This window comes from Thalassovita sp., from assembly GCF_963691685.1.
Classification (GTDB): Bacteria; Pseudomonadota; Alphaproteobacteria; order Rhodobacterales; family Rhodobacteraceae; genus Thalassobius.
In genome coordinates this window covers 2207527-2231802 of the sequence record NZ_OY829290.1, presented here as the reverse complement: position 1 = coordinate 2231802, position 24276 = coordinate 2207527, and the positions used below count along the sequence as shown (strand labels likewise).

General features: G+C 60.3%; 24 protein-coding genes. 13 read left to right on the top strand and 11 right to left on the bottom strand.

The window, feature by feature from the left end; all coding sequences use genetic code 11:
* Positions 1-4: 4 nt before the first annotated feature.
* Genes ACORLH_RS10905 through ACORLH_RS10880 form a run of 6 tightly spaced genes read right to left on the bottom strand, consistent with a single transcriptional unit; the run spans position 5 to position 3962 of the window.
* Positions 5-424, bottom strand: a complete 420-nt coding sequence (locus ACORLH_RS10905; RefSeq protein WP_321832696.1) for a hypothetical protein — start codon at positions 422-424, stop codon at positions 5-7.
* Positions 421-594 carry a hypothetical protein gene (locus tag ACORLH_RS10900; protein ID WP_321832695.1) on the bottom strand — a complete coding sequence of 58 codons (174 nt, stop codon included), beginning with the start codon at positions 592-594 and terminating at the stop codon, positions 421-423. The genes ACORLH_RS10905 and ACORLH_RS10900 overlap by 4 nt, the downstream gene beginning before the upstream one ends.
* Positions 591-884: a hypothetical protein gene (locus ACORLH_RS10895; protein WP_321832694.1), complete on the bottom strand. Its 294-nt coding sequence runs from the start codon at positions 882-884 to the stop codon at positions 591-593. Before ACORLH_RS10895 ends, ACORLH_RS10900 begins: the two co-directional genes overlap by 4 nt.
* Before the next feature lie 4 nt (positions 885-888).
* Positions 889-2424 (bottom strand): Fe-S cluster assembly protein SufB, encoded by a 1536-nt coding sequence (gene sufB / locus ACORLH_RS10890; protein ID WP_321832693.1) that lies wholly within the window; start codon positions 2422-2424, stop codon positions 889-891.
* 26 nt (positions 2425-2450) lie between these two features.
* The gene (locus ACORLH_RS10885) at positions 2451-3494 is read right to left on the bottom strand and encodes a cysteine desulfurase family protein (protein WP_321832692.1); all 1044 of its coding nucleotides are present in this window, start codon (positions 3492-3494) and stop codon (positions 2451-2453) included.
* Between the two features lie 6 nt (positions 3495-3500).
* Positions 3501-3962: an Rrf2 family transcriptional regulator gene (locus tag ACORLH_RS10880; RefSeq protein WP_321832691.1), complete on the bottom strand. Its 462-nt coding sequence runs from the start codon at positions 3960-3962 to the stop codon at positions 3501-3503.
* Between the two features lie 162 nt (positions 3963-4124).
* Between ACORLH_RS10880 and ACORLH_RS10875 the strand changes: the two genes are divergently transcribed.
* The 5 genes from ACORLH_RS10875 to ACORLH_RS10855 all read left to right on the top strand — a co-directional run bounded on the left by ACORLH_RS10875 (position 4125) and on the right by ACORLH_RS10855 (position 7693).
* Complete coding sequence (locus tag ACORLH_RS10875) at positions 4125-4781, top strand: alpha/beta hydrolase (protein ID WP_321832690.1); 657 nt, start codon at positions 4125-4127, stop codon at positions 4779-4781.
* Positions 4781-5020 (top strand): hypothetical protein, encoded by a 240-nt coding sequence (locus ACORLH_RS10870; RefSeq protein ID WP_321832689.1) that lies wholly within the window; start codon positions 4781-4783, stop codon positions 5018-5020. The genes ACORLH_RS10875 and ACORLH_RS10870 overlap by 1 nt, the downstream gene beginning before the upstream one ends.
* A complete protein-coding gene (locus tag ACORLH_RS10865) occupies positions 5017-5484 on the top strand; it encodes a hypothetical protein (RefSeq protein WP_321832688.1) in 468 nt (155 codons plus the stop codon). The genes ACORLH_RS10870 and ACORLH_RS10865 overlap by 4 nt, the downstream gene beginning before the upstream one ends.
* A complete protein-coding gene (locus ACORLH_RS10860) occupies positions 5468-6631 on the top strand; it encodes an HD domain-containing protein (protein ID WP_321832687.1) in 1164 nt (387 codons plus the stop codon). Before ACORLH_RS10865 ends, ACORLH_RS10860 begins: the two co-directional genes overlap by 17 nt.
* A gap of 324 nt (positions 6632-6955) precedes the next feature.
* The gene (locus ACORLH_RS10855) at positions 6956-7693 is read left to right on the top strand and encodes an alpha/beta hydrolase family protein (RefSeq protein WP_321832686.1); all 738 of its coding nucleotides are present in this window, start codon (positions 6956-6958) and stop codon (positions 7691-7693) included.
* 128 nt (positions 7694-7821) lie between these two features.
* Here the strand turns inward: ACORLH_RS10855 and mfd are convergent, their stop codons facing one another.
* Both mfd and ACORLH_RS10845 read right to left on the bottom strand, forming a co-directional pair.
* Positions 7822-11301 (bottom strand): transcription-repair coupling factor, encoded by a 3480-nt coding sequence (gene mfd / locus ACORLH_RS10850; RefSeq protein ID WP_321832685.1) that lies wholly within the window; start codon positions 11299-11301, stop codon positions 7822-7824.
* An 8-nt stretch (positions 11302-11309) separates the two neighbouring features.
* Entirely contained in the window at positions 11310-11882 is a 573-nt protein-coding gene (locus tag ACORLH_RS10845; protein WP_321832684.1) for a component of SufBCD complex, read from the bottom strand.
* 185 nt (positions 11883-12067) lie between these two features.
* Here ACORLH_RS10845 and hemB point away from each other — a divergent pair, with 185 nt between their 5' ends.
* Positions 12068-13072 carry a porphobilinogen synthase gene (hemB, locus tag ACORLH_RS10840; RefSeq protein WP_321832683.1) on the top strand — a complete coding sequence of 335 codons (1005 nt, stop codon included), beginning with the start codon at positions 12068-12070 and terminating at the stop codon, positions 13070-13072.
* A gap of 173 nt (positions 13073-13245) precedes the next feature.
* Positions 13246-13803, top strand: a complete 558-nt coding sequence (locus ACORLH_RS10835; RefSeq protein ID WP_058241984.1) for a YSC84-related protein — start codon at positions 13246-13248, stop codon at positions 13801-13803.
* Between the two features lie 56 nt (positions 13804-13859).
* Here the strand turns inward: ACORLH_RS10835 and ACORLH_RS10830 are convergent, their stop codons facing one another.
* Both ACORLH_RS10830 and ACORLH_RS10825 read right to left on the bottom strand, forming a co-directional pair.
* Positions 13860-14324 carry a DNA polymerase III subunit chi gene (locus ACORLH_RS10830; RefSeq protein WP_321832682.1) on the bottom strand — a complete coding sequence of 155 codons (465 nt, stop codon included), beginning with the start codon at positions 14322-14324 and terminating at the stop codon, positions 13860-13862.
* A 6-nt stretch (positions 14325-14330) separates the two neighbouring features.
* Positions 14331-15800 (bottom strand): leucyl aminopeptidase, encoded by a 1470-nt coding sequence (locus ACORLH_RS10825; RefSeq protein WP_321832681.1) that lies wholly within the window; start codon positions 15798-15800, stop codon positions 14331-14333.
* 128 nt (positions 15801-15928) lie between these two features.
* Here ACORLH_RS10825 and lptF point away from each other — a divergent pair, with 128 nt between their 5' ends.
* From lptF to rsmA, 6 genes are read left to right on the top strand one after another with little or no spacing between them, the layout of a single operon-like run.
* Positions 15929-17068 (top strand): LPS export ABC transporter permease LptF, encoded by a 1140-nt coding sequence (gene lptF / locus ACORLH_RS10820; protein ID WP_321832680.1) that lies wholly within the window; start codon positions 15929-15931, stop codon positions 17066-17068.
* A complete protein-coding gene (lptG, locus tag ACORLH_RS10815; protein WP_058241980.1) occupies positions 17065-18162 on the top strand; it encodes an LPS export ABC transporter permease LptG in 1098 nt (365 codons plus the stop codon). The genes lptF and lptG overlap by 4 nt, the downstream gene beginning before the upstream one ends.
* Positions 18159-20321, top strand: a complete 2163-nt coding sequence (locus ACORLH_RS10810) for an LPS-assembly protein LptD (protein ID WP_321832679.1) — start codon at positions 18159-18161, stop codon at positions 20319-20321. The genes lptG and ACORLH_RS10810 overlap by 4 nt, the downstream gene beginning before the upstream one ends.
* A 4-nt stretch (positions 20322-20325) precedes the next feature.
* A complete protein-coding gene (locus ACORLH_RS10805) occupies positions 20326-21552 on the top strand; it encodes a peptidylprolyl isomerase (RefSeq protein ID WP_321832678.1) in 1227 nt (408 codons plus the stop codon).
* Positions 21552-22541 carry a 4-hydroxythreonine-4-phosphate dehydrogenase PdxA gene (gene pdxA / locus ACORLH_RS10800; protein WP_321832677.1) on the top strand — a complete coding sequence of 330 codons (990 nt, stop codon included), beginning with the start codon at positions 21552-21554 and terminating at the stop codon, positions 22539-22541. The genes ACORLH_RS10805 and pdxA overlap by 1 nt, the downstream gene beginning before the upstream one ends.
* Positions 22538-23380 (top strand): 16S rRNA (adenine(1518)-N(6)/adenine(1519)-N(6))-dimethyltransferase RsmA, encoded by an 843-nt coding sequence (gene rsmA, locus ACORLH_RS10795; protein WP_321832676.1) that lies wholly within the window; start codon positions 22538-22540, stop codon positions 23378-23380. The genes pdxA and rsmA overlap by 4 nt, the downstream gene beginning before the upstream one ends.
* 82 nt (positions 23381-23462) lie before the next feature.
* On the opposite strand, the gene ACORLH_RS10790 is transcribed toward rsmA, so the two are convergent.
* Positions 23463-24065: a DUF4167 domain-containing protein gene (locus ACORLH_RS10790; RefSeq protein WP_321832675.1), complete on the bottom strand. Its 603-nt coding sequence runs from the start codon at positions 24063-24065 to the stop codon at positions 23463-23465.
* Positions 24066-24276: the final 211 nt, after the last annotated feature.

Sequence of the window (24276 nt, the reverse complement as noted above, 5' to 3'; positions counted from 1 at the left end):
TTCCTCAGTCCGTGATCTCAGTCGTTGCTACGCGGGCCGGGTCCGGCCCCCAGTTGGCCGTCGGCCAGTCTTCGAAAAAGCCCACCGCCTGAAAGCCGGTTGGCTTGGGTTTCTTTGCGGTCAGGAAGAACGAGGTGATGTCCGGATCCGCCAGAAACAGAAATTCCGCCGGATCGGGAAACCCCGACCAATCACTGTCCAGCACCAGGCAATGGTCCTGTTCATACTGCCCCACCGCCAGCACATTGCGGCCCAGATGCCGCGCCAGTGCCACGTATTTCGCCCGCTCATTGCCCTCGGGCCGCCGCCAGGTGATCGGCGCCTGATAGAGCGCCTCAAACCGGGCCAGATAGACCGCCGCAAATTCGCGATTGTCCTGATCTGCCGACAGCCCATAGGAACGTTGCGTGGCTTTTTCGGTCATTTGCCACCTTTACGCAGCACGTAATGCGCAAACATCGACCCGCAGAAGCCCGAGATGAAGGCCAAGCCGATGCCCGCCCACATGCCCGTCATGCTCAGCACCGCATTGGCAACAAAGGCGAATACAGCACAGAACAGGCCGGTTAGCATGGCAGGGATCAGGGCAATCATTTTTCGGCCTCCGCTCTTAGTCGCTCAATCGCTTCTTGTATCTCGACAGCATGCACTTTCTTGGCCATCCGAAGCCGCCGAGTTCCCCAAAAGCCAATGCCGATAGAGACAATGACGCCCATGAACCACGAAAATGGATCAATAACGTCCAGCCCTAACGTCCCGAGCAAGCCCGCTCCGACGGTGCCGAACAAAGGCAGCAGAAACACGATGGCGCGCTTCGCTAGTTTGTATTCGACATGGTTATGATGTCGAACCAATACCTCTATTTGCTCCGCCGTGGCCGCCACTTTCTTACCCCACAGAGCCTTCCAGCGAGATGGCGACCAGTTGCTGGGCTTCCATCGCAAACTCCATCGGCAGGGCTTGCAGCACCTCTTTACAGAAGCCGTTCACAACCAGCGCCACAGCCTCTTCTTCGTCCATGCCGCGCTGGCGGCAGTAGAACAGCTGTTCGTCATCCACCTTGGAGGTGGTCGCTTCGTGTTCAACCCGGGCCGAGTTGTTCTTGACCTCAATGTACGGCACCGTGTGGGCGCCACATTTGTCACCGATCAGCAGGCTGTCACACTGGGTGTAGTTACGGCCTTCTTTGGCTTTCGGGTGCATGGAGACCAGACCACGGTAGGTGTTCTGTGCCTTACCGGCCGAGATACCTTTGGACACGATCCGCGACTTGGTGTTCTTGCCCAGGTGCACCATTTTGGTGCCGGTGTCGGCCTGCTGCATGTTGTTGGCAATGGCGATCGAGTAGAATTCGCCCTGGCTGTCATCGCCGCGCAGGATGCAGGACGGGTATTTCCAGGTCACGGCCGAGCCCGTTTCCACCTGGGTCCACATCACCTTGGAGCGGTCACCGCGGCAGTCAGCACGTTTGGTCACGAAGTTGTAGATGCCGCCTTTGCCCTCTTCGTCACCGGGGAACCAGTTCTGAACGGTGGAGTATTTCACCTCAGCGTCTTCTTCCACGATGATTTCCACCACAGCGGCGTGCAGCTGCGCAGTGTCCCGCTGCGGGGCGGTACAGCCTTCGAGGTAGGAAACGTAGGAACCTTTGTCAGCGATGATCAGCGTGCGTTCGAACTGACCGGTGTTTTCTGCGTTGATGCGGAAATAGGTCGACAGTTCCATCGGGCAGCGCACGCCCGGCGGTACGTAAACAAACGAGCCATCCGAGAACACGGCCGAGTTCAGCGTGGCGTAGAAGTTATCAGTCACTGGAACCACGGTGCCGAGGTATTTCTTGACCAGCTCGGGGTGCTTTTTGATCGCTTCGGAGATCGAGCAGAAAATCACACCAGCCTTTTCCAGTTCCGCTTGGAAGGTGGTGCCAACCGAGACCGAGTCAAACACCGCGTCCACTGCCACTTTGCGACCTTCAGCCGGCGCATCCTCAGCGCCTTCAACACCGGCAAGGATCATCTGTTCCTTCAGCGGGATGCCCAGCTTGGAATAGGTTTCCAGCAGCTTGGGGTCCACTTCGTCCAGCGACTTGGGCTTTTCTTCCATGCTCTTGGGGCGGGCATAGTAATACTGATCCTGAAAATCGATCTCAGGGTAGTTCACCATCGCCCATTTGGGCTCTTCCATTTTGCCCCAGCGCTCAAACGCCTGCAGACGCCATTCGGTCATCCACTCAGGCTCATCGTTCTTGTCGGAAATCAGCTTGACGATATCGGTGTTCAGCCCTTTCGGGGCGTATTCCATCTCGATCTCGGTTTCCCAGCCGTATTTATATTTGCCACCGACCTCGCGAACAGCGTCAACCGTTTCCTGGTCAACGCCTTCCTTCACCTGATCCATCCCGGTGGGATTGTCCAAAGCAGCCATCTGTCTTCTCCTGTTCGCGTCCTTCGTCACGCCGCGCGGGCGTGGAATTTCTTTCGTTTCTGCAGCCACGTGTCCACGAAGCGCATCACATCCTCTTCAGCCGTCTCCAACCCCAGGGAAACCCGGATGGCAGAGCTGGCCACATCTTCGCCATAGCCCATTGCGGTCAAAACCTTGCTGGCGCGCACCTTGCCCGAGCTGCAGGCGGATCCTGCGCTGATGGCAAAGCCCGCCAGATCCATTTGCATCACCTGTGTTTCCCCCTTCCAGCCGGGGGTGGCAAAGCAGCTGGTGTTGGTCAGGCGGTTTGCACGCTGCCCTACAAAAATAGTATCCGGTGCGGCCTCTGCAATGGCGGCTTCCATGCGATCGCGGATCTGCGCCACCTTATCCCAGGCACCGTCCGCCAGATCCCGCGCAGCAGCCTCAGCCGCGGCGCCAAAACCGGCAATGCCGATGGTGTTTTCTGTGCCGGCGCGACGCCCCATTTCCTGACCGCCACCCTTCAATTGCGCCGCAACATCGGTGCCGCGTTTGATCACCAGCGCGCCAATGCCTTTGGGGCCGCCCAGCTTATGGGCCGAAATCAGTGCGGCCGTGCAGCCGGACCAGTTGAAGGCCAGTGGCAGCTTGCCAAAGGCTTGCGTCATATCGCTGAGCGCCAGCCCTTCCGGCAGGGTCTGGATCACACCGGTTTCCGAATTGGCCAGCTGCAATGTGCTGTGGCCCGGATCGGTGACGGTCACCAGACCGTTTTCATCAACGCTGAGGCTGGGATCGATCCAAGCGCCCACCGCGTCATGTTCGACATCTGCGCCCTGCAGCTTTTGCGCCGCACAAAACAGCGCAGCCGCCTCTGTTGCGGAGGAGGTAAAGACCACATCCGCGCCATCCGCCCCAAGGGCCGACGCCACCTGTGCCCGCGCCTTTTCCACCAGCGATTTGGCGGCGCGCCCCTCGGAATGCACCGAGGAAGGATTGCCCGCGATCTCCATCGCCGCAATCATTGCCTCGCGTGCCTCAGACCGCAGGGGCGTTGTGGCATTATGGTCCAGATAGACGCGTTTCATCTCAGGTTACTCTTCATCCACCACAGCAAAGAGATCTGGCACCGCAGGACAGGGTGCCAGACCATTGGTGATCACATCCGACAGGCGCGCCTGATGCAGGAAGACATAGACATGCGCTGACAAGCTCTGCCACAGGCGATTGGTCACCGATTGCGCCTTAGATCCCGACAGGGCACCGGATGCCCCTGCCCCTTTGTGCATGGCATCTACGGTCTCATCGACCGCGGCCAGAACATCCACCACACGGATCTCATGGGTGGTCTTGGCCAGACGGTATCCGCCCCCCGGTCCACGCACCGATTCGACCAACCCGGCACGGCGCAGTTTCACAAACAGCTGCTCCAAATAGGGCAGCGAAATATCCTGGCGTTTTGAAATTTCACCAAGGGAAACCAATTCCCCTTCAGGCTGCAGAGCGATATCTGCAAGCGCTACCATGGCATAACGGCCTTTAGTACTTAATTTCACAGCTCTCTTCCCTTGCGAACAAGATTGACGATAAGGCTTGCAGGGCTTATCTCGCTTGCACCCGCCCGGTGCAAGGGGCGGTAGTTTAGAATTGTTCTAAAGTGTATGAGGGAATTCGTCAAGAATAACCCGCAGCACAGACGTAAAGGAGACAGGCGACACATGCCCGAGGTCATTTTTCCCGGTCCGGAAGGCCGCCTAGAAGGCCGTTATCACCCGCAGAAAGACCGCGACGCACCCATCGCCATCATCCTGCATCCGCACCCGCAATTCGGCGGGACCATGAACAACAAAGTTGTCTATAACCTGCACTACGCCTTTTACAACATGGGCTTCACCGTTTTGCGCTTCAACTTCCGTGGGGTTGGCCGCAGTCAGGGTGAATATGATCAGGGTGTGGGCGAATTGTCTGATGCCGCCTCGGCGCTGGATTACCTGCAGTCGATGAACTCGAACTCGAAACATTGCTGGGTCGCAGGCTTCAGCTTTGGTGCCTGGATCGGCATGCAGCTGCTGATGCGCCGCCCGGAAATCACCGGCTTCATCTCGGTGGCGCCGCCGGCCAACATGTATGACTTCTCGTTCCTGGCACCCTGCCCCTCCTCGGGTCTGATCATCAACGGCAGCGCCGACCGCGTCGCGCCGCCCTCGGACACCGAAACGCTGGTCAGCAAGCTGCATGAACAGAAAGGCATCACCATCACCCATGAACAGATCGACGGTGCGGGCCACTTCTTTGAAAAGCCCGAGCACATGGACACGATGGTTGGGTCGGTTTCCGACTATGTGAAACGCCGCCTGACTGAGAACACCCGCTAATGGGCGTGACCGAGGATCTGGCTGACGCGCTGGCCAAAGACACCATCGAGGCGGCTGAGGCCACCGGTGATGAGCGTCTGATTGATGAGGTGGCCAAACAACTGGGCGCCTCATCCCAAACCACGCAAGAGGCCTATATGGCGGCCGTGCGGGTGCGGCTGGCGGAAAAACGCGCGCGCAGCTTCCTGCAGGACAAGTTGAAAGACTATCTTGCCAGCCAGAAGGCGCAAAAAGGATGAGGGCCGCAACGGCCCTTTTTCTTTGCCTGATCACCGGCTTTGGCCTGTCATTCTTGCTGGCGCTGGGGGAACGCGACTGGTTCCACTGTTTCGCCTATGCAGATGGCATCCGACCGCCCATGCCGTCACTGCTGGCCCCGGGCGAATTGATGCCGGTTCTCCTGGAAACCCTGACGCCACCCTTCGGCGATCCCTACCTGTTCCTCTTGCACTTCGCCCCCGGTCTGGTCTTTGCCACCTACTGGCTTGGACGGCCCCGCCGCCCGCTGCTGATCGCCTATCTGCTCTTCGTGGCCCTCGCCCTCATCCTGTTGCTGCCGATCAGCGGCCAGCATGACTGCGATCGCAAAGGCACAGACGGGCTCTTCACCCTCTTCCTCCTCGCACCTGTGGGCACTTTGCTGGCCATGAGTGCGGCTTACCTCCCGCAATGGATAAAACCGCGACATGACCCCAAGACTTGATGCGCAGATGGCCTTCCTGACCGAGGCCTGCAAATTGAAACAGGTAGACCGCCAATCGGCGCTGCAGGACCTGTCCCGGCCCGAAAACTCGGCCGAACACAGCTGGCACGTCGCCCTTTATGCGCTGATCATGGATATCCCCGAACTGGCGCGTGCCGAAGATCGATTTGACGCAATCAAAATGATCCTGCTGCATGATCTGGTGGAAATCGATGCGGGCGATCATCCGATCCATCTGGATCATGATGCCGACGCCGTTGCACTGGCCGAAGCTGCTGCCGCAGATCGGTTGTTTGGTCTGCTGCCTGCCGATCAATCCACTGAGATGCGCGCACTCTGGGATCAGTTTGAGGCGGCTGTAACATCTGCCGCACGGGGTGCAAAACGGATGGATCACGTGCAGCCGATGCTGCAGGCCACCAACCCCGCCGCGCCGCTGCCGGACCATATTGAGGTGGTTGAGGGCAACCTTGCCAAGGGGCGCGCCAAAGATCTGCATCAGGATTGGCCGACCATGTTCGCCCAGGTGCGCGCCCGCCTTGATGGCACTGCGCTGCCTGCGGGGGAGCTGAGCCAACAGCTTGATTTCCTGAACGAATGTGACCGGCTGAAACCCGTCTACCGCGCCACCCGGATCGCCGGCGGGTCGCGGTTTGAAAACTCGGCCGAACATTCCTGGCACCTGGCGCTTTACGCGCTTATCCTCGCCGAACATGCGCCGCATGCGATCAATCTGGACCGGGTGATCACCATGCTGCTACTACATGACCTGGTGGAAATCGACGCCGGGGATGCGCCTATTTTTGGCGATTACGACGTTGCCGCCAAAGAGGCGGAGGAGCTGGAAGCGGCTCAAAAACTCTTTGGCCGGTTGCCCGCTGCCCAAGGCGCCGAGATGCTGGCGATCTGGCAGGAGTTTGAAGCCAATGAAAGCCCCGACGCCGTCTTTGCCAAATCGCTCGACCGGTTTCAGGCCCCGAACCAGAACCTGGCCTCTTCAGGCGGCTCCTGGGTGGATTACAACGTCACCTATGAGATGTTCCTGGAAAAGGTCGGCCACAAAATCGCACATGGCGCACCGGCCCTGCAGGATTGGGTGGCCCCGCGGGTGAAGGCCTTTCTGGCAACCCTGCCGCACACCCCCTAAACACAGGAGCTCCAGCGACACCGCACAGGCAAAACCGCGTCATATTTTCCGCCCGAATACCCCCATAGGCTGTGTGCATTCGACAGCAAAAGGGACTTTGGGCAGGGATATTATGCGGTTTTATTCTGGTGTGGTCTGCGGGTTGGTGGCCTGTGTGTTTGTCTATGTCTTCGCAACCGGTCTGACGCTCGCTGGGCCGCAGCTCGGCGACAAACTGGCGTCTTTGAGCTTGCTGAAGCAGCTGAAACTCAACTGGGCTACAGCGACAGATCCTGACGCTGTGCAGCAGGATATCCCCCCAACGCGCAGCTTGTTTTGCAGCCCATGGCGCAAACCGTCACCGCACCCAATACATTCATCACGCGCACACGACGCATGCCTTGGCTGTTACACCAAGCGCAGCAGCGCACCCAGGATTACACCCCCAGCAGTGAAGTCATAGCAGCCAGCCAACCTGGCAGGACCGGTGCGATTCATTGGCAGGCCTACCTGCCCGAGGGCACGACGCCCGCGCCGCTGGTGATCCTGTTCGCCGGCGCGGGGCGATCGCCGCTGTCTGTGGTGGATATGTGGCTGGATACGGCGCAGCGGCACGATGTTATCCTCGTGTCACCCGATACACGTGATCCGCAGGGATTTCTCTCTGATCTGCAGCACGACACGCTGCAACAGATGGTTGCCCAGATCAGCCAGACGCGAGAGGTTGATCCCGATCAGATCTACCTCTTTGGCCATTCGCAAGGCGGACAGGTCGCGCTGACGCTGGCCAACCAGATCAACGGCCCCTGGCGCGCGGTGGCCACCCACGGGGGCTTCCCTCAGGCCTCCTCAATCCGCGATGCCGCTGCGGCGCCACCGCTGCGCCTATACCTCGGGGATCGGGACCAGATTTTCAGCGTCACCTCCGCGCAGGAGGCAGGCAAACGCTATGCTCGCGCAGGTCATCGCACGGAATTGCACCTGATCGCGGAGCACGGTCATTGGTTCTATGACAAAGGCCCCAGGATCGCCGAAGATGCGTGGCAGTGGTTTCAAGCCCAATCAGAACCCGACCCGGCGTGAAGAACCAGTTGCGGCGTTACCCCCACTCCTCGCAAACCACATTTTGAAGAAAAAAGGCGACCGCTGGGTGAGCGTGCCGCCTTTTCAATGTTCCCCAAATACTCCCGCCGGAGGCACCCCCGGCTGCCTCAGCCCTTGGCCCTGGCTTTCAGGCGCTTTTTTTCCTCAATCACCTTGGCGGCCAGATCGCGGGCGATGCCAAAGGCGCCTTTGATCTTGTCGCTGTCGGCCTTCCAGTCACGGCGCACCACGATCTTGTTGTCCTTAACCTTGGCCAGCCCGTTTTGCGCCTGAATATATTCGACCAACCCTTGGGGGGATGCGAATTTATCGTTGTGGAACTGAATGGTCGCCCCTTTCGGACCGCCGTCCAGCTTGGCGATGCCGGCCTTTTTGCACATCTCTTTGATGCGCACGATCAGCATCAGCGTGTTGACCTCTTTTGGCAGTTTGCCAAAGCGGTCGATCAGCTCGGCCGCGAAACCTTCCAGTTCAACTTTGCCGGACAAACCACTGAGACGACGGTACAATCCCAGGCGTACATCCAGATCCGGCACGTAGTCTTCGGGGATCAGCACCGGCACACCAAGGTTGATTTGCGGCGCCCATTGGTCATCACCATCGTTCAGACCTTCCAGTTCCCCCGCTTTGATCTTGGCAATCGCCTCTTCCAGCATCGACTGGTACAGCTCATAGCCCACATCACGCATCTGGCCGGATTGCTCCTCACCCAGCAGGTTGCCGGCACCGCGAATGTCCAGATCCTGCGAGGCCAGGGTGAAACCCGCGCCCAGCGTGTCCAGTGAGCCAAGCACGCGCAGACGTTTTTCCGCGGTGGCCGTCAGTTTCTGGCGCGGTTTGGTGGTCAGATAGGCATAGGCGCGGGCCTTGGATCGGCCAACACGGCCACGGATCTGATAGAGCTGTGCCAGACCAAACATATCGGCGCGATGCACCACCATCGTGTTGGCTGTCGGAATATCAAGACCGCTTTCCACAATGGTTGTGGCCAGCAACACGTCATATTTGCCGTCGTAGAAGGCATTCATCCGGTCATCCAGCTCGCCTGCCGCCATCTGGCCATGGGCGGTGATATAGCTGACCTCAGGCACCTGTTCGCGCAGGAACTCTTCGATCTCGGGCAGGTCCGACAGACGCGGCACCACGTAGAAGCTTTGCCCGCCGCGATAATGTTCACGCAACAGCGCCTCGCGCACGGTGACGCCGTCAAATTCGCTGACATAGGTGCGGATCGACAGGCGGTCGACCGGCGGCGTGCCGATGATCGACAGATCCCGAACGCCGGACAAGGACAGCTGCAATGTGCGCGGGATCGGTGTCGCGGTCAGGGTCAGCACATGGATGTCACTGCGCAGCTGTTTCAGCCGCTCCTTATGAGCCACGCCAAAGTGTTGTTCTTCATCGATGATCAACAGACCAAGGTTTTTGAAGCGGATGTTTTTGGCCAGCAGCGCATGGGTGCCCACCACCACATCCACGGTGCCGCGCGCCAGCCCGTCACGGGTGGCCGAGGCCTCCTTGCCAGTGACAAAACGTGACAGCGGCCGCACCTCCAGCGGGAAACCGCGGAACCGTTCGGCGAAGCTTTTGTAATGCTGCCGCGCCAGCAGCGTTGTCGGTGCCACGATGGCCACCTGCATGCCCGCCATGGCCGCAATAAACGCGGCGCGCATCGCCACCTCAGTCTTACCGAAGCCCACGTCGCCACAGACCAAACGGTCCATCGGACGGCCTGAGGTCAGATCGCCCAGCACATCCTCAATGGCTCGCAGCTGATCGTCGGTTTCCTGATAGGGGAACCGCGCGCTGAAAGCTTCCCAGGCGTGGTGCTGCGGTTCCAGCACCGGGGCCTTGCGCAGCTCACGTTCTGCCGCCACCCGGATCAGACGATCGGCCATCTCGCGGATACGCTCTTTCAGCTTGGCCTTTTTCGCCTGCCACGCGCCGCCGCCAAGGCGATCCAGCAGCCCCTCATCATGGCCGTATTTGGTCAGCAGCTCGATGTTTTCGACCGGCAGATACAGTTTTGCCGCTTCGGCATATTCCAGCAGGATACATTCATGCGCTGCGCCCGCAGCCTGAATGACCTCCAGCCCCTGATAGCGGCCAATCCCGTGGTCCACATGCACCACCAGATCGCCCGGTGTCAGCGACTGGGTTTCGGTCAGGAAGTTTTCCGCCCGGCGTTTCTTTTGCGGCTTGCGGATCAGCCGGTCGCCCAGCACATCCTGTTCCGAAATCACCGTCAGATCTGGCGTTTCAAACCCGTGTTCCAGCGGCCACACCGCCAGATGCAGCCCGTGCTTGCCGATGCCTTTGACATCGCGCACCGACACGGCACCGATCAGGTCCTCATCTTCCAACAGCCCCTCTAGCCGCTCCCGCGCGCCTTCGGAGTAGGAGGCGACAAGAACCGGCCCCTTTTCCAACTTGCTGCGAATGTGGTCGGCCAAAGCTTCGAAAAGATTGACATTTTCCAGCTGACGCTCGGGGGAGAAGTTGCGCCCGATGCGACCACCGGCATCGACCACCCCGGGGCCAGAAGCCTGCGCCAGCGCGTGGAACTGCACCACCCGGTGATCTGCGATGGCCTGATCCCATCCCGCATCATCCAGATACATCAGCCCCGGCGGCACCGGTTTATAGACGGTGTCCAACCGCCCCTTTTGCCCCATGGCATGGCAGCGGGTTTCATATTGATCTTCGATGCTTTCAAACCGGCTGAGGCGCGAGGGCGTGACCTGATCGTCCAGCGTCACCGTTGCCTCTGGCAGGTAGTCAAACAGCACCTCAAGCCGTTCGTGAAAGAACGGCAGCCAATGCTCAATGCCTTGGGTTTTGCGCCCGGCGCTGACCGCTTCATAAAGCGGATCATCGGTACGGGCGGCACCAAATTCGATGCGGTAGTTCTGACGGAAGCGTCGGATCGCCGGATCGTCCAAAATAACCTCAGACACCGGGGCCAGTTCGACAACCTCCAGCTTTTCGATGGTGCGCTGGCTGACCGGATCAAAACGGCGGGCGCCATCAAGCACATCGCCAAACAGGTCCAGCCGCACCGGGCCACCTTCGCCCGGCGGATAGATATCAATGATGCCACCACGGATCGCATAATCGCCCGGCTCCATCACGGTGGGTGATTGCGAAAACCCCATCCGAACCAAGAAGTTGCGCAGCGCCTCTTCATCAACCTGTGCGTCAACCCGCGCGGTAAACGCCGCCTCTTTCAAGACCTCACGCGCCGGGATCCGCTGCATCGCTGCGCTGATCGTCGTCAGCAGCACAAACTGTTTGGGCGCGCCATGGACCAGCGCGGCCAGCGTCGCCATTCGGGCGGCGGAAATATCGGCGTTGGGGCTGACCCGGTCATAGGGCAGGCAATCCCAGCCCGGAAACCGCAGCACCGGCATATCCGGCGCAAAGAAGCGTAGCGCCGCTTCGGTTGCAGCCATACGTTTGTCATCGCGTGCCACATGGATCACCGGCCCATCGGCCTTGGCAATCTCACGTAGGATCAGCTGGGCGTCATAGCCTTCTGGCGCACCGCCGGTGGTGATCTGGTTTGGGCTATGGCTGGATTGGGCCATGGGTGGGCTCACTTCTGCGCGGGCTGGAGCGGCTCAACAGCCTCAGCTTTGAAATAGTCATTGTCGAGGTGGCGCACCAGATTGGTGTAGATGCCCCAAACTGAGGTTACGAAGATCGACACCATGCCGATCACTTGGATCCAGATCCGCAGCCGCGTCAGGGTGCGGCGCAAGGTAGCACCGCGCTGGTCTTCGCGGGCGATGCGCTGGGCGGCGCGTTGTGAGATCACCCAAACCAGGGTCATCGGGGTGCCCAACAAGGAAAGCGCCTGCGCAATTTCAATGTCATAGCCCCAGCCCAGCACCAGAAGCGAGGTCAGCACGAAGCTGCTGAGCACCACCAACCATGTGCCGGCCACCTCAGCCACGTAGAGCCGCCGGGCCACAAAACTATAGGTGACCCGTTCCAGATCCGCCTCGGCCTCCCCCTGCTGACGGGCGGCGCGGGCCACCATGTCATAGGGCACGCCCAGCACCCAATGGCTGGCTGAGGACCACATCACAGCAAGGGCAATCCAGAACCACAGATTGGAAAAGGACCGCAGGTCCATCATTTCATTCAGGTAGGTGTACCAGGTCAAATTCTCTGCCCCAAAACGCTCGTTCCGACTGAATACTGTGACAGCGCGGCAATTCCTACCCTTGAGGTGCAAGAAATTCCATGCCACCCATGACAAAACGACGGCAAAAATCGGTGCGTTTTCCGCGACCTGCGGGTGCGTCATCGACAAACCGAACATACAGACGATCAGAAAGGTCCCGCAGCATGTCTTACGCAGGCCAGGCTCCCTACCCGCTCACCCGGTTCCGCCGGCTCCGTCAATCGGCGCAGGTTCGCGATCTGGTGCGGGAAAACACCCTGACCACGGGCGATCTGATCTGGCCGGTTTTTGTGCGCGACGGCGAAGGTGTGGAAGAGCCTGTCACATCAATGCCCGGTGTTGTGCGCCGGTCCGTTGACAAAATCGTTGAGGCCGCGCGGGAAGCTGCGGATCTGGGCATCCCGGTGATCTGCCTGTTTCCCTACACCGATCCCAGCCTGAAAACCAAGGACTGCGCTGAGGCCTGGAACCCTGCCAACCTGTCAAACCGCGCCACCAAGGCGATCCGCGATGCCGGGATTGAGATTGCGATCATGTCGGATGTGGCGCTGGACCCCTACAACATCGATGGCCATGACGGCTTTGTTGACGGTGGCAAGATCCTAAACGATGAAACCGTTGAGGCGCTGGTCAAACAGGCGCTTAGCCAGGCGGAGGCCGGGGTTGATATCATTGGTCCATCAGACATGATGGATGGCCGGATTGGCGCCATGCGTCGAGCGCTGGAGGAAAACGGCCACAAAGATGTGATGCTGATGTCCTATTCGGCCAAATACGCCAGCGCATTTTACGGCCCGTTCCGCGATGCGGTTGGTGCCAGCGGCAACCTGAAGGGTGATAAGAAAAGCTACCAGATGGATCCGGCCAACAGCGATGAGGCGATGCGTCTGATTGAACGCGACCTCTCGGAAGGGGCGGATATGGTCATGGTGAAACCCGGCATGCCCTATCTGGACATCTGTCGCCGTGTCAAAGAACGCTTTGCCGCGCCCACCTTTGCCTATCAGGTCTCAGGCGAATACGCGATGATCCAGGCCGCCGCACAGAACGGCTGGATTGATGGTCATAAGGCGATGCTGGAAAGCCTGATGTGTTTCAAACGCGCCGGCTGTGACGGGGTTTTGACCTATTTCGCCCCCGAGGTCGCGCGGGTTTTGAACAACAGCTAACCCGCCGTTCCTGCCAAAAGTCGCCGAAACCCTGCACAAGCCTTAAAGGGAAGTGACAGCGCCGCTGCCACATTCTATAGTGGTTGGCAGACGACCGGGCACCAGACCCGGCGGAGTGAGCGGGCCGTGCCATTGGCGGGGCCATAGACAACAGGCAATAACGGGCAGATCAAATGACCAATTTTACACGACGTGGCTTTACCCTGGCCATGGCAGGCGCGGGCCTCACCGCGGCCTGTAGCAACGGCGTCGGCGCCAACGGCGGCCCCAAAATCGATGCACGCGTTGATAAGACGCTGAATTACCTCTACTCGCGCTACCCAAACACCCGCGATCTGGCTGAGAAGTCCAACGGTCAGCTGGTGATGCCGCTGATCACCGAGGCCGGCTTTGGCTTTGGTGGCGGCTATGGCCGTGGCGCCCTGCGGGTCGATGGCATCACCGTAGATTATTATTCGGCGACCAAAGGCAGCTTTGGCCTGCAGATCGGTGCGCAGCAGTTTGCGCATGTGCTGTTCTTCATGACCGAAGAGTCGCTGATGCGGTTCCGTCATTCCTCGGGCTGGGCAGCCGGTGCCGATGTGGAATATGCGCTGAACGACCAGGGCGGCAACCTGCGGGCGGACACCACCACCGCAACCTCACCCGTTGTGGCGCTGATCTTTGGTCAGGCAGGCCTGATGGCGGGCGCCACGCTGGAAGGTGTGAAATACACACGCATCATCCCTTGATGGCAAGCACTTGAATTCAAAATGAAAAACGCGCCTCAGTGTGGCGCGTTTTTTGTTTATCCGGCTTCGGCTTTCTTTTCCCATCGGCCCGATTCCTCAGACCAATATTGCGCCGCGCAGCCTGCGCCAGTCAGCGCCTTCCACTGGGTGCGCGCATGCTGCACCGCCTGTTCATCGAGCCCATCAAACAGGATGCAGACCCGATCCAGCGCCTGCACCTCCTCAGCCGAAACATCCGCGCCGCCGACGGACATCAGGCAGGAGGCATCGTTGTCGGCAGCCGCCACTGACGGCCCCAGCAAAACCGGTTGCAGCGCATCCTGCACACCGCCAGCCACGCCATGCGGCAGGAAGCTGTCATCGGCCCCCTGCCACAGTTTCAGATCCAGATGATGCATCAGCCCCTCATCCGGCCCGCGCACCACCACACGCCACCCCGCCTGCAGGGATTTCTCCAGCAGCATCGGCAGGGTTTGGTCCAGCGGCGCCCGGGTCAGATGATAGAAATATGCAGCACCCATAAAGGCTTAGCCCTCAAACTTGTCAGAAACCAAACGGTTCAGCGCCAGAACGCCCCAACCGGTGGACCCCTTCGGCGCATAGCGGGTTTCGCCCTTCACGCTGGCCACACCGGCGATATCCAGATGGATCCAAGGGGTGCCTTCTTTGATGAAACGTTGCAGGAACTGCGCCGCGGTGATGGAGCCGCCCGGGCGCCCGCCGATGTTCTTCATGTCAGCGATCGGCGATTTCAGCAGATCGTCATAGGCCTGAGCCAGCGGCATCCGCCAGGCGCCCTCACCCTCGGCCTCAGCCGCTTTCAGGAAGCCTTTGCACAGATCATCGTCGTTGGAGAAGACGCCAGCGTTTTCATGGCCAAGGCCAATGATGATCGCGCCGGTCAGCGTCGCCAGATCGATCACACCGGCAGGATTGAAACGTTCCTGCGCGTACCACAGTACATCGGCCAGCACGAGGCGGCCTTCGGCGTCGGTGTTGATCACCTCAATGGTGTCACCCTTCATGGATGTCACCACGTCGCCGGGGCGGGTAGCATTGCCGGAGGGCATGTTTTCCACCAGACCAACTAGGCCCACGACATTGGCTTTGGCCTTGCGCAGGGCCAGCGATTTCATCGCGCCCGCCACAACACCGGCACCGCCCATGTCCATGGTCATTTCTTCCATGCCGCCAGCCGGCTTCAGGCTGATACCGCCGGTATCAAAGACGACACCTTTGCCGACCAGCGCTAGAGGTGCCGCGTCTTTTTCACCACCGTTCCACTGCATCACCACCACTTTGGATGGGCTGTCACTGCCCTGCCCGACACACAGCAGGCTACCCATGCCCAGTTCTGCCAGCTTGTCCTCTTCCAGAACCTCAACCTCCAGCCCGATGGCCTTCAGCGAATCCAGACGGTTGGCAAATTCGGTGGTGGTCAAAACATTTGCCGGTTCTGAGGTCAGGTCGCGGGTGAAGAACACGCCATCCGCAATCGCCAGCAGCGGGGCTGCGGCTTCGCTGGCCTCTTCGGGTTTGGTGCACATGATGCGGGCCGGCTTGCCCGGTTCGCTGTCGGCCGTTTTGTGATCGGTGAAGCTGTATTCGCGCAGCGCGATGCCCAGACCGATCTCTGCTACATGGCGGGTGTTGCCAGCAGCCAGCAGCAGATCCGCGCCACCTTTGGCCCGTGCCAGGCTGGTGCCTGCTTTGCGCGCCTCCTCAACCGAGGGGCGGCGCGACAGTTTCACAACGTCCACCGCTTCGGCAGCCAGCCCAACCGGGAAGGCCAGTGAGATCACATCGCCGGCTTTGGCCTTGGCGAAAAGATCGGCTTCTGCCAGACGCGCCAGCGCGCCACGGGTCAGTTTGTTGATGCGGCGGCCCGCCGGATCCAGCTTGCCCTCGCTGTCCACAGTCACCGCCACACGGCCTTCGGCGGTGGCGATCGGGTCCAGTTCTGTGGCTTCAAATGTCACGGAAATCGGTGCAGTCATGGTCTTGCTCCCTCAAGGTGTTTTCAAACATCTAGCGCCGACCCGCCGACAATGCCAGATAGCAGTTTTCCCCCGCCGCAAGTTGCAGTAGTGTGCGGCACAAGAACAAGACTGCCTTGGGGGGCCAATTGTCGAGATTCGACAGATATATGCTGTCGCAGCTTATGGTGCTGTTCGGCTTCTTTGCGCTGGTGCTGGTGTCGATCTATTGGATCAATCAGGCGGTGCGGCTGTTTGATCGACTGATTGGCGACGGACAATCGGCCTTTGTCTTCCTTGAATTTACCGCGCTGACCCTGCCGAATGTGATCCGGCTGGTGCTGCCAATGGCGGTTTTTGCAGGCTCCGTCTATGTCACCAACCGCCTCAGCAACGAATCCGAGCTGGTGGTCATGCAGGCCACCGGGTTCAGCCCGTGGCGGCTGGCGCGGCCCGTGGTCTATTACGGGCTGATCATCGGCGTTTTGATGTCCGTGCTGACCCATATGCTGGTGCCGATCAGTCTGGATCAGATGAAACAGCGGGAAAATGAGATTTCCCGCAATATTACAGCCCGGTTGCTGACCGAGGGGACGTTCCTGCATCCGGCGGATGGGATCACCTTCTATATCCGCGAAATCACTCAGGATGGGGCGTTGAACGATGTGTTCCTGTCGGACCGTCGCGATCCTGAACGGGCGCTGAGCTACACCGCCAATCAAGCCTTTCTCATTCAGGACCAGGGCGTCGTGAAACTGGTGATGGTCGACGGCCTGGCGCAGAGCTACATGGCATCAGACAAACGGTTGTTCACCACCACCTTTGATGATTTCGCCTATGACATCAGCGCCTTGCTGGGCAGCCCCAAGAGCGGCCGACGCGACACCAAACACCGCCCGACATGGGAGCTGATCGGCCAGATCGATAAGGTTGCCGAAGAAACCCGCAAAAGCCGCGCCTTTGTGGTGGAGCAGCTGCATTTCCGGGTCAATCAGGCCTTCCTCTGCCTCGCGGCGGCGTTGATAGGGTTTTCCACCCTCCTGCTGGGGCAGTTTTCCCGCTTTGGCGTATGGCGTCAGATTGTCGGCGCGCTGGTTCTGCTGGTGATCGTGAAACTGGTTGAAGGTCTGGCCACCGACGCTGTTCGGGCAAATGCCGAGATGTGGCCGCTGGTCTATGCGCCCTCCGTCGTGGGTCTTGCGATGTCAGCAGTGATGCTGCAGATCGCCGCCCGCCCACGCGGCCGCCGCCGCAGGGCGCAGCCGACAGGCGCGGAGGTGAGCGGATGAGGCTGGATCTGTATTTTGCGCGGAAATTCGCCACCATCTTTGCCGGCATTCTGGGGGTGTTTTTCCTGCTGATGCTGCTGATTGATCTGGTCGAACAGATCAGCCGGTTTTCGGCGCGCGGCATTCCGCTGGGCAAGATTTTTGAGCTGACCCTGCTCAACACCCCAAAGGCGCTTTATGACATCCTGCCTCTGGTGATGATCCTTACCACCATCAGCCTGTTTCTGGGGCTTGCCCGCTCGTCCGAGCTGGTGGTGACCCGTGCCGCTGGCCGCTCCGCCATGCGCAGCCTGCTGTCGCCGCTGCTGGTGGCTGCCATGATCGGCGTCATTGCCGTGGCCGTGTTCAACCCGATCGTCGCCACCACGTCAAAACGCTATGAGGCGCTTTATGAAAGCTATCGCAGTGGCACCTCGCAGGTGTTTTCGATCAGCGCCGAAGGCCTGTGGCTGCGTCAGGGCGGCGAAGGGGGGCAAACCGTGATCCGGGCCTCCCGCGCCAATACCTCTGGCACCATCTTTTACGATGTGACCTTCCTGAACTACCGCTCCGAACAGGGCCCCAGCAGCCGGATTGAGGCCGAAAGCGCCGAACTGGCCCGTGGCGAATGGCGGCTGACAAATGCGAAGATCTGGCCGCTGGTTGCCACCGACAATCCCGAAGCCGCTGCCGAAGAACGGGCGGAGATGCGCATCGCCTCCAACCTGACCCAGGAACGGATCCGTGACAGTTTCGGCGTGCCCAGCACAATCTCAATCTGGGACCTGCCGGCCTATATTGATCAATTGGGTGAGGCTGGGTTTTCCGCCCGCCGCCATGCGGTTTGGCTGCAGCGCGAACTGGCCCGGCCGCTGTTTTTGGTGGCGATGGTGATGATCGCCTCAGCCTTTACTATGCGCCACAGCCGTTTTGGCCGCACTGGTCTGGCGGTGCTGACCTCAATCATGTTGGGATTTGGCCTTTACTACATCCGAAACTTCGCGCAAATCCTTGGTGAAAATGGACAAATTTCGATTTACATTGCCGCATGGACACCGCCGGTGGCCGCAGTGATGTTGGCGCTTGGACTGCTATTGCATATGGAAGATGGATGACAAAACGCCAGCTGAAATCCCTTGTGGCCGCTTCAATGATCGGTCTGCCGCTTGCCGCGATGCCCGCAGGCGTGGCGCTGGCGCAATCTGCGGCACTGACGCCTGCAGAAACCACGCAGAACGCCGTTCTGGTGGCCGACAGCCTGCAGGTTGAGGGGCGCAATCTGTTGATCGCGTCTGGCAATGTTGAGGTATTCCATGACGGCCAGCGCTTGCGCGCCAGCAAGGTCACCTATGACCGCAAAGAGGATAAGCTGACCATTGAGGGGCCAATCACCCTGGATGATGGCAAGGACGTTCAGATTCTTGCCGGGTCGGCGCAGCTGGATTCAAAGTTTGAAAACGGCATGATGCTGGGCGCCCGGATGATCATCGATCAGCGGGTCCAACTGGCCGCCAACCAGCTGAGCCGCGTCGGCGGGCGTTATTCGCAGCTCTACAAGGTGGCGGCGACCTCCTGCCGGGTCTGTGAAACCGGCCGTCCGCCGCTGTGGCAAATCCGGGCACAGAAAACGACCCATGACACCGAAGAACGTCAGCTCTACTTTGACAATGCCCAATTGCGGGTGCTGGACGTGCCGATCCTCTGGCTGCCGCGTCTGCGTCTGCCGGATCCCACGCTGGACCGCGCTTCGGGCTTTCTGATCCCGTCGCTGAAACAAAGCAGTCAGTTGGGTCTGGGCATCCGGATCCCCTATTTTATCCGCATGGGCGATCACCGTGATCTGACCCTGACGCCCTATGTGTCACCGCAGACCCGCACGTTGGAGCTGCGCTACCGTCAGGCCTTCCGCAATGGGCGGATCACGGTGGAGGGCGCGGTCTCTGACGACTCACTAGAAGCGGCCAGCCGCGGCTACCTCTTCGGCGAAGGGCAGTTTGATTTGGCGCGGGATTTCAAGCTGGATCTGCAGGTACAGGCGGTCACAGATAACGCCTATCTGCTGGATTATGACTACTCCACCCGGGACCGGCTTGCCTCAGAGGTGGCGATCAGCCGGGTGCGCCGGGATGAGTATATGCGCGGCGCGCTGACCACCTATCAGACCCTGCGCGAAGACGAAGACAATTCGCAGCTGCCGACCATCGTGACCAACGGTTATTGGGAAAAGCGCTATCAGCCGCTGCGATTTGGTGGTGAGCTGACCACAAGTGCGGCCGTCGGCACCCTGTTCCGCTACTCTGATGAGGATATTCTGGGTCGCGATGTCCGCCGCGCCAATATCGCTGCGAATTGGCGCCGTGACTGGACCCTGGCCTATGGGCTGCGGATGGAATACGCGCTGGGGGTTGCCATCGATGGCTTCTCGGTCGCGCAGGACAGCAGCAGCTCTGACACGATGACCCAGGTCACCCCCAGCACGCAGGTCACTCTGCGTTGGCCGCTGATGAAGCAAAACGCCAACGGCGTCCGCCACCTGCTGGAGCCGATGGCTATGGTCGGCTGGGTTGGCGGCAGCAATGATGGCATCCCGAATGAGGAAAGCACCCGGAGTGAGCTGGACGATGGCAACCTCCTGTCGCTGTCACGCTTCACCGGCGAAGATCGGCGTGAACGCGGCGCACAGGCCGCGCTTGGCCTGCGCTGGACCCGTCAAAGCGATCGGCTGTGGTCCTCGTTGACCCTTGGCCAGATTTACCGCGACGAAGCCCAATCCGAGTTTTCGCAAACTTCCGGCCTCAGCGGGCGCTATTCCGACCTGCTGGTTGCGGGACATCTGAAATTGGACAGCGGCTTCGCCTTCTCAGCCCGCACGCTTTTGGACAATGGTCTGGAGGTCGATAAGGCCGAGGCACGCGCGGATTGGTCCAACGCCTATTCGGCGGTCTCAGCCTCCTACGTCTGGCTGGGCAAAGACACGGCTGAGGATCGCACCCAGACCATTTCGGAATGGGCCATCGATGGCCGCTACCGCTTTGCCCGACATTGGACCGGCTCCACCGAATGGCGTTACGATGTGGCCGGTGACAGCCTGGCCGAAGCGAAACTGGGGCTGAATTACCGTAATGAATGTGTGATCGCGCAGCTTTCCCTCTCGCGCCGCTTCACCACATCCACTAACGTCGACGCATCGACATCGGTAGATTTCACCGTGAACCTGACCGGGTTTACCACAGGCAAAACAGATAACAGCTATACGCGCAGTTGCAGGAACTAAAACGATGATGAAAACCAACATGCGACGGATTTTCCTTGCCGCAGCCACCGCGGGCGCCCTGTTGAGCGGTGCCACCCCCAGTATGGCACAGGGCCTTTTTGCCCCGGTCATCAAAGTGGATGATCAGGTAATCACCCGGTTTGAGCTGGAACAGCGCATCGCCTTCCTGACCCTGATCAACACCCCCGGCAATCTGGAAAAGCTGGCTCGCGAACAGCTGATCGATGATCGCCTGAAAGAAGTGGCCGCACGCAGCATTGGCGTGCAGATCAGTGATGAAGCCATTGCCGGTGGCGTGGCGGAATTTGCCGCCCGTGGCAACCTGAAACCGGAACAGTTCCTGGAACTGGCCGCGCAGGAAGGTGTTGAAAAAGAAACGATTTTCGCCTTCGTTCGCTCGGGCCTGATGTGGCGACAGGTTGTCGGCGCACGCTTTGCCCCGCGCGTTTCTGTCAGCGAAACCGACATTGACCGCGCGATGGATGCACTGGGCAACCGCGCCTCGGTGCGGGTGCTGCTGTCAGAGGTGGTGATCCCGCTGCGTGAGGGATATGAAGAACAGATTGTCGAGATTGCCGAACAGGTGGCGCAGATCGACAATTACGCCGATTTCGCCCAAGCGGCGGAGCGGTTTTCTGCCGCCCGCACCCGCGAAACCGGTGGCAAACTGGGCTGGTTGCCGATCAACCAGCTGCCAGAGCCACTGCGCCCGGTCCTGCTGAGCCTTGCACCGGCAGAAACCACCTCGGTCATTCCGATGCAGGGTGCACTTGCCGTGTTCCAGATGCGCGGCATTGCGGAAAACGCCTATCGCGCGCCTGAGATTGCGGCGGTGGAATATGCCGCACTGTACCTGCCCGGTGGCCGAAGTGCCGAAACCCTGGCCGAAGCCGCCCGGATCGAATCCGAGGTCGACACCTGCGATGACCTCTATGGTGAAAACTACGGCCTGGCGCCGGAACGGCTGGACCGCCAAAGCCTTGCCCCCAGAGACCTGCCGCGCGACATTGCGGTGGAGCTTGGCAAATTGGACGCGGGCGAAGTCTCCACCAATCTGACACGTGCAAACGGGCAAGAGCTGATCTTCCTGATGATGTGCGGCCGCACCCCGGCCTTGGCCGAAGACACCTCACGCGAAGATGTCTCGCGCCAGCTGCGCAACCAGCAGCTGGACAGTTTCGCCAACGCGTATCTGGATGAACTGCGCACGGATGCGCGGATCCAAGAGTGATGACGGCACCAATTGCGCTGACCTGCGGCGAACCTGCGGGCATCGGGCCGGAACTGGCGGTTTCGGCCTGGAAAGCCCTGCGCGATGAACTGCCGTTTTTCCTGATTGGCGATCCCGCACATCTGCCAGAAGGCGCCAGTATTGTCGAAATCGCATCCCCTGCGGAGGCCATAGGCGCCATGTCGCGGGGTCTGCCGCTCCTGCGCCATGATTTCGCCCAAGCCGCCGTTCCCGGCCAGCCGGATGCCGCCAATGCCCAAGGGGTCATTGATGTGATCGCCCGCGGCGTGGACCTGGTGCAATCCGGCGATGCCTCGGCCCTCTGCACCCTGCCGATCCACAAGAAGGCGTTGCAGGACGGCGCAGGCTTTGCTTATCCTGGACACACCGAATATCTGGCCGCGCTGGCCGAAGTGGATCAGGTGGTGATGATGCTGGCCTGCGACGCGTTGAAGGTGGTGCCCACCACCATCCATATCGCGCTGTCAGAGGTGCCGCACCAGCTGACGCCAGAGTTGCTGCGCAAAACCATTGAAATCACCGATGCCGCCTTGCGCCGTGACTACGGCATTGCGGATCCGGTGATTGCCATTGCAGGCCTCAACCCTCATGCCGGTGAAGGTGGTGCGATGGGCCGGGAAGAACTGAACTGGATCAACGCGCTGATCGCAGACATGCAAGGCGAAGGCTTTGCGCTCAAGGGCCCGATGTCAGCCGACACGATGTTTCACGCACGCGCCCGTCAGGGCTATGATGCGGCGGTCTGCATGTATCACGATCAGGCGTTGATCCCGATCAAGACCATCGGGTTTGATGAGGGCGTCAATGTCACCCTTGGCCTGCCTTTCATCCGCACCTCACCGGATCATGGCACAGCCTTTGACATTGCCGGCCAAGGTGTTGCAAATGCCAGCTCAACAATTGAGGCGCTGCGCCAGGCGGCCATCATGGCCAAGGCCCGCGCCCAAACCCCGAAGGAGCCCGCATGAGCGGCATCGACTCTCTGCCCCCGTTGCGTCAGGTCATCGACACCCACGGGATCGCGGCCAAAAAATCGCTGGGCCAGAACTTCCTGTTGGATCTGAACCTGACCTCCAAGATCGCCCGCCTTGCCGGTGACCTCAGCGAATGTGACGTTTTGGAGGTGGGCCCCGGCCCCGGCGGCCTGACCCGTGGTCTGCTGGCCGAAGGCGCGCGCAAGGTTCTGGCGATTGAGAAGGACAGTCGCTGTATGGCGGCGCTTGCCGAAATCTCCGACGCCTATCCGGGACAGCTGCAGGTGATCAACGGCGACGCGCTGGAGGTCAACCCGCTGGAACACCTGACGCCGCCGATCCGGGTGGCCGCGAACCTGCCCTATAACGTCGGCACCGAACTGCTGGTGCGTTGGCTGACGCCGAAAAAGTGGCCGCCCTTCTGGTCCTCCCTGACGCTGATGTTCCAGCGTGAGGTTGCCGAACGGATCGTGGCCCAACCCGGTAGCAAAGCCTACGGCCGGCTGGCCATTCTGGCGCAATGGCGCACCGATGCCCGCATCGTGCTGGGCCTGCCACCAGAGGCCTTCAACCCGCCGCCCAAGGTGCATTCGGCCGTGGTCAACCTGACCGCGCTGCCCGAACCGCGCTTTGAGGCCGATGCGAAGAAGCTGGAAATGGTGGTGGCCAAGGCGTTTAACCAACGCCGCAAAATGCTGCGCGCCGCGCTGAAGGGGCTGGCCCCTGATCTGGAGGATCGCCTGATCGCCTCAGGCATCAAGCCAACGGACCGCGCCGAAACCGTAGGCCTGGAACAATTCTGTGCCCTGGCCCGCAATCTGTCGGCAGGCTGATTAACTTAAGAAGTCCGAGGCCTTGCCCAAACAAAAAGGCCCCGCACATTAGCGGGGCCTTTATTGTCATGTCTGACTTTGATTATTCAGCCGCTTCCGGGGCGTCGGGCGCTTCGGGCTGCGCTGGGGCGTCAGCGGGCGGGGCTGCCTCTGCCGCGGGCTGCGCCTCGGCCTTGGGCTTGCGCGGACGGCGCGGTTTTGCGGCGCGCTTGGGCTTTTCGGTTTTGTTTTCAGGCGTTTCCACCAGACCGCTTTCCTCCGAACCTTCGGTCGGGGTGGCAACGGGGGCGTCCAGCAAATCGGGCTGATCACCGGTACCGGCGGCGCTTGGCGGTGTGGCCGCTTCGCGTTCCTGACGGGCGGCGCGTTCACGATCCCGCTCGGCCTGACGTTCGCGGTTTTGCTGTTCCTGCTGTTCGCGGCGCGCGTCCTGCTCTTTTTGAGCCTGACTCAGCATGCGCAGATAATGTTCTGCGTGCTGCTGAAAGTTCTCGGTCGCAACACGATCGTTGGCCAGCTGCGCATCACGGGCCAGCTGATTGTATTTGTCGATGATCTGCTGCGGGGTGCCACGCACCTTGCCCTCAGGCCCCGAGCTGTCGAACACGCGGTTTACAATATTGCCAACGGAGCGATTGTTGTTGCGGTTCGATTTGGACCGCGAACGGGATTTCGAAGATCTCATATTACTGCTGTCCAGCCTTCAAATCTCATCCATGTCGGACCCGCTTCACGCCTCTTGCGCTCTTATTCCTACCGGGATCACGACATTTGTGGCTTGGCGTTGAGCGGGAGCGTCAGAGCATCCAGCGCCTCAACACCACCTGAGTAGCCGCCAACCCCGCCTGTGACAAGAGGAAAGCGCGAAAAATCCCCCCGATAGGCGATTTTTTGGC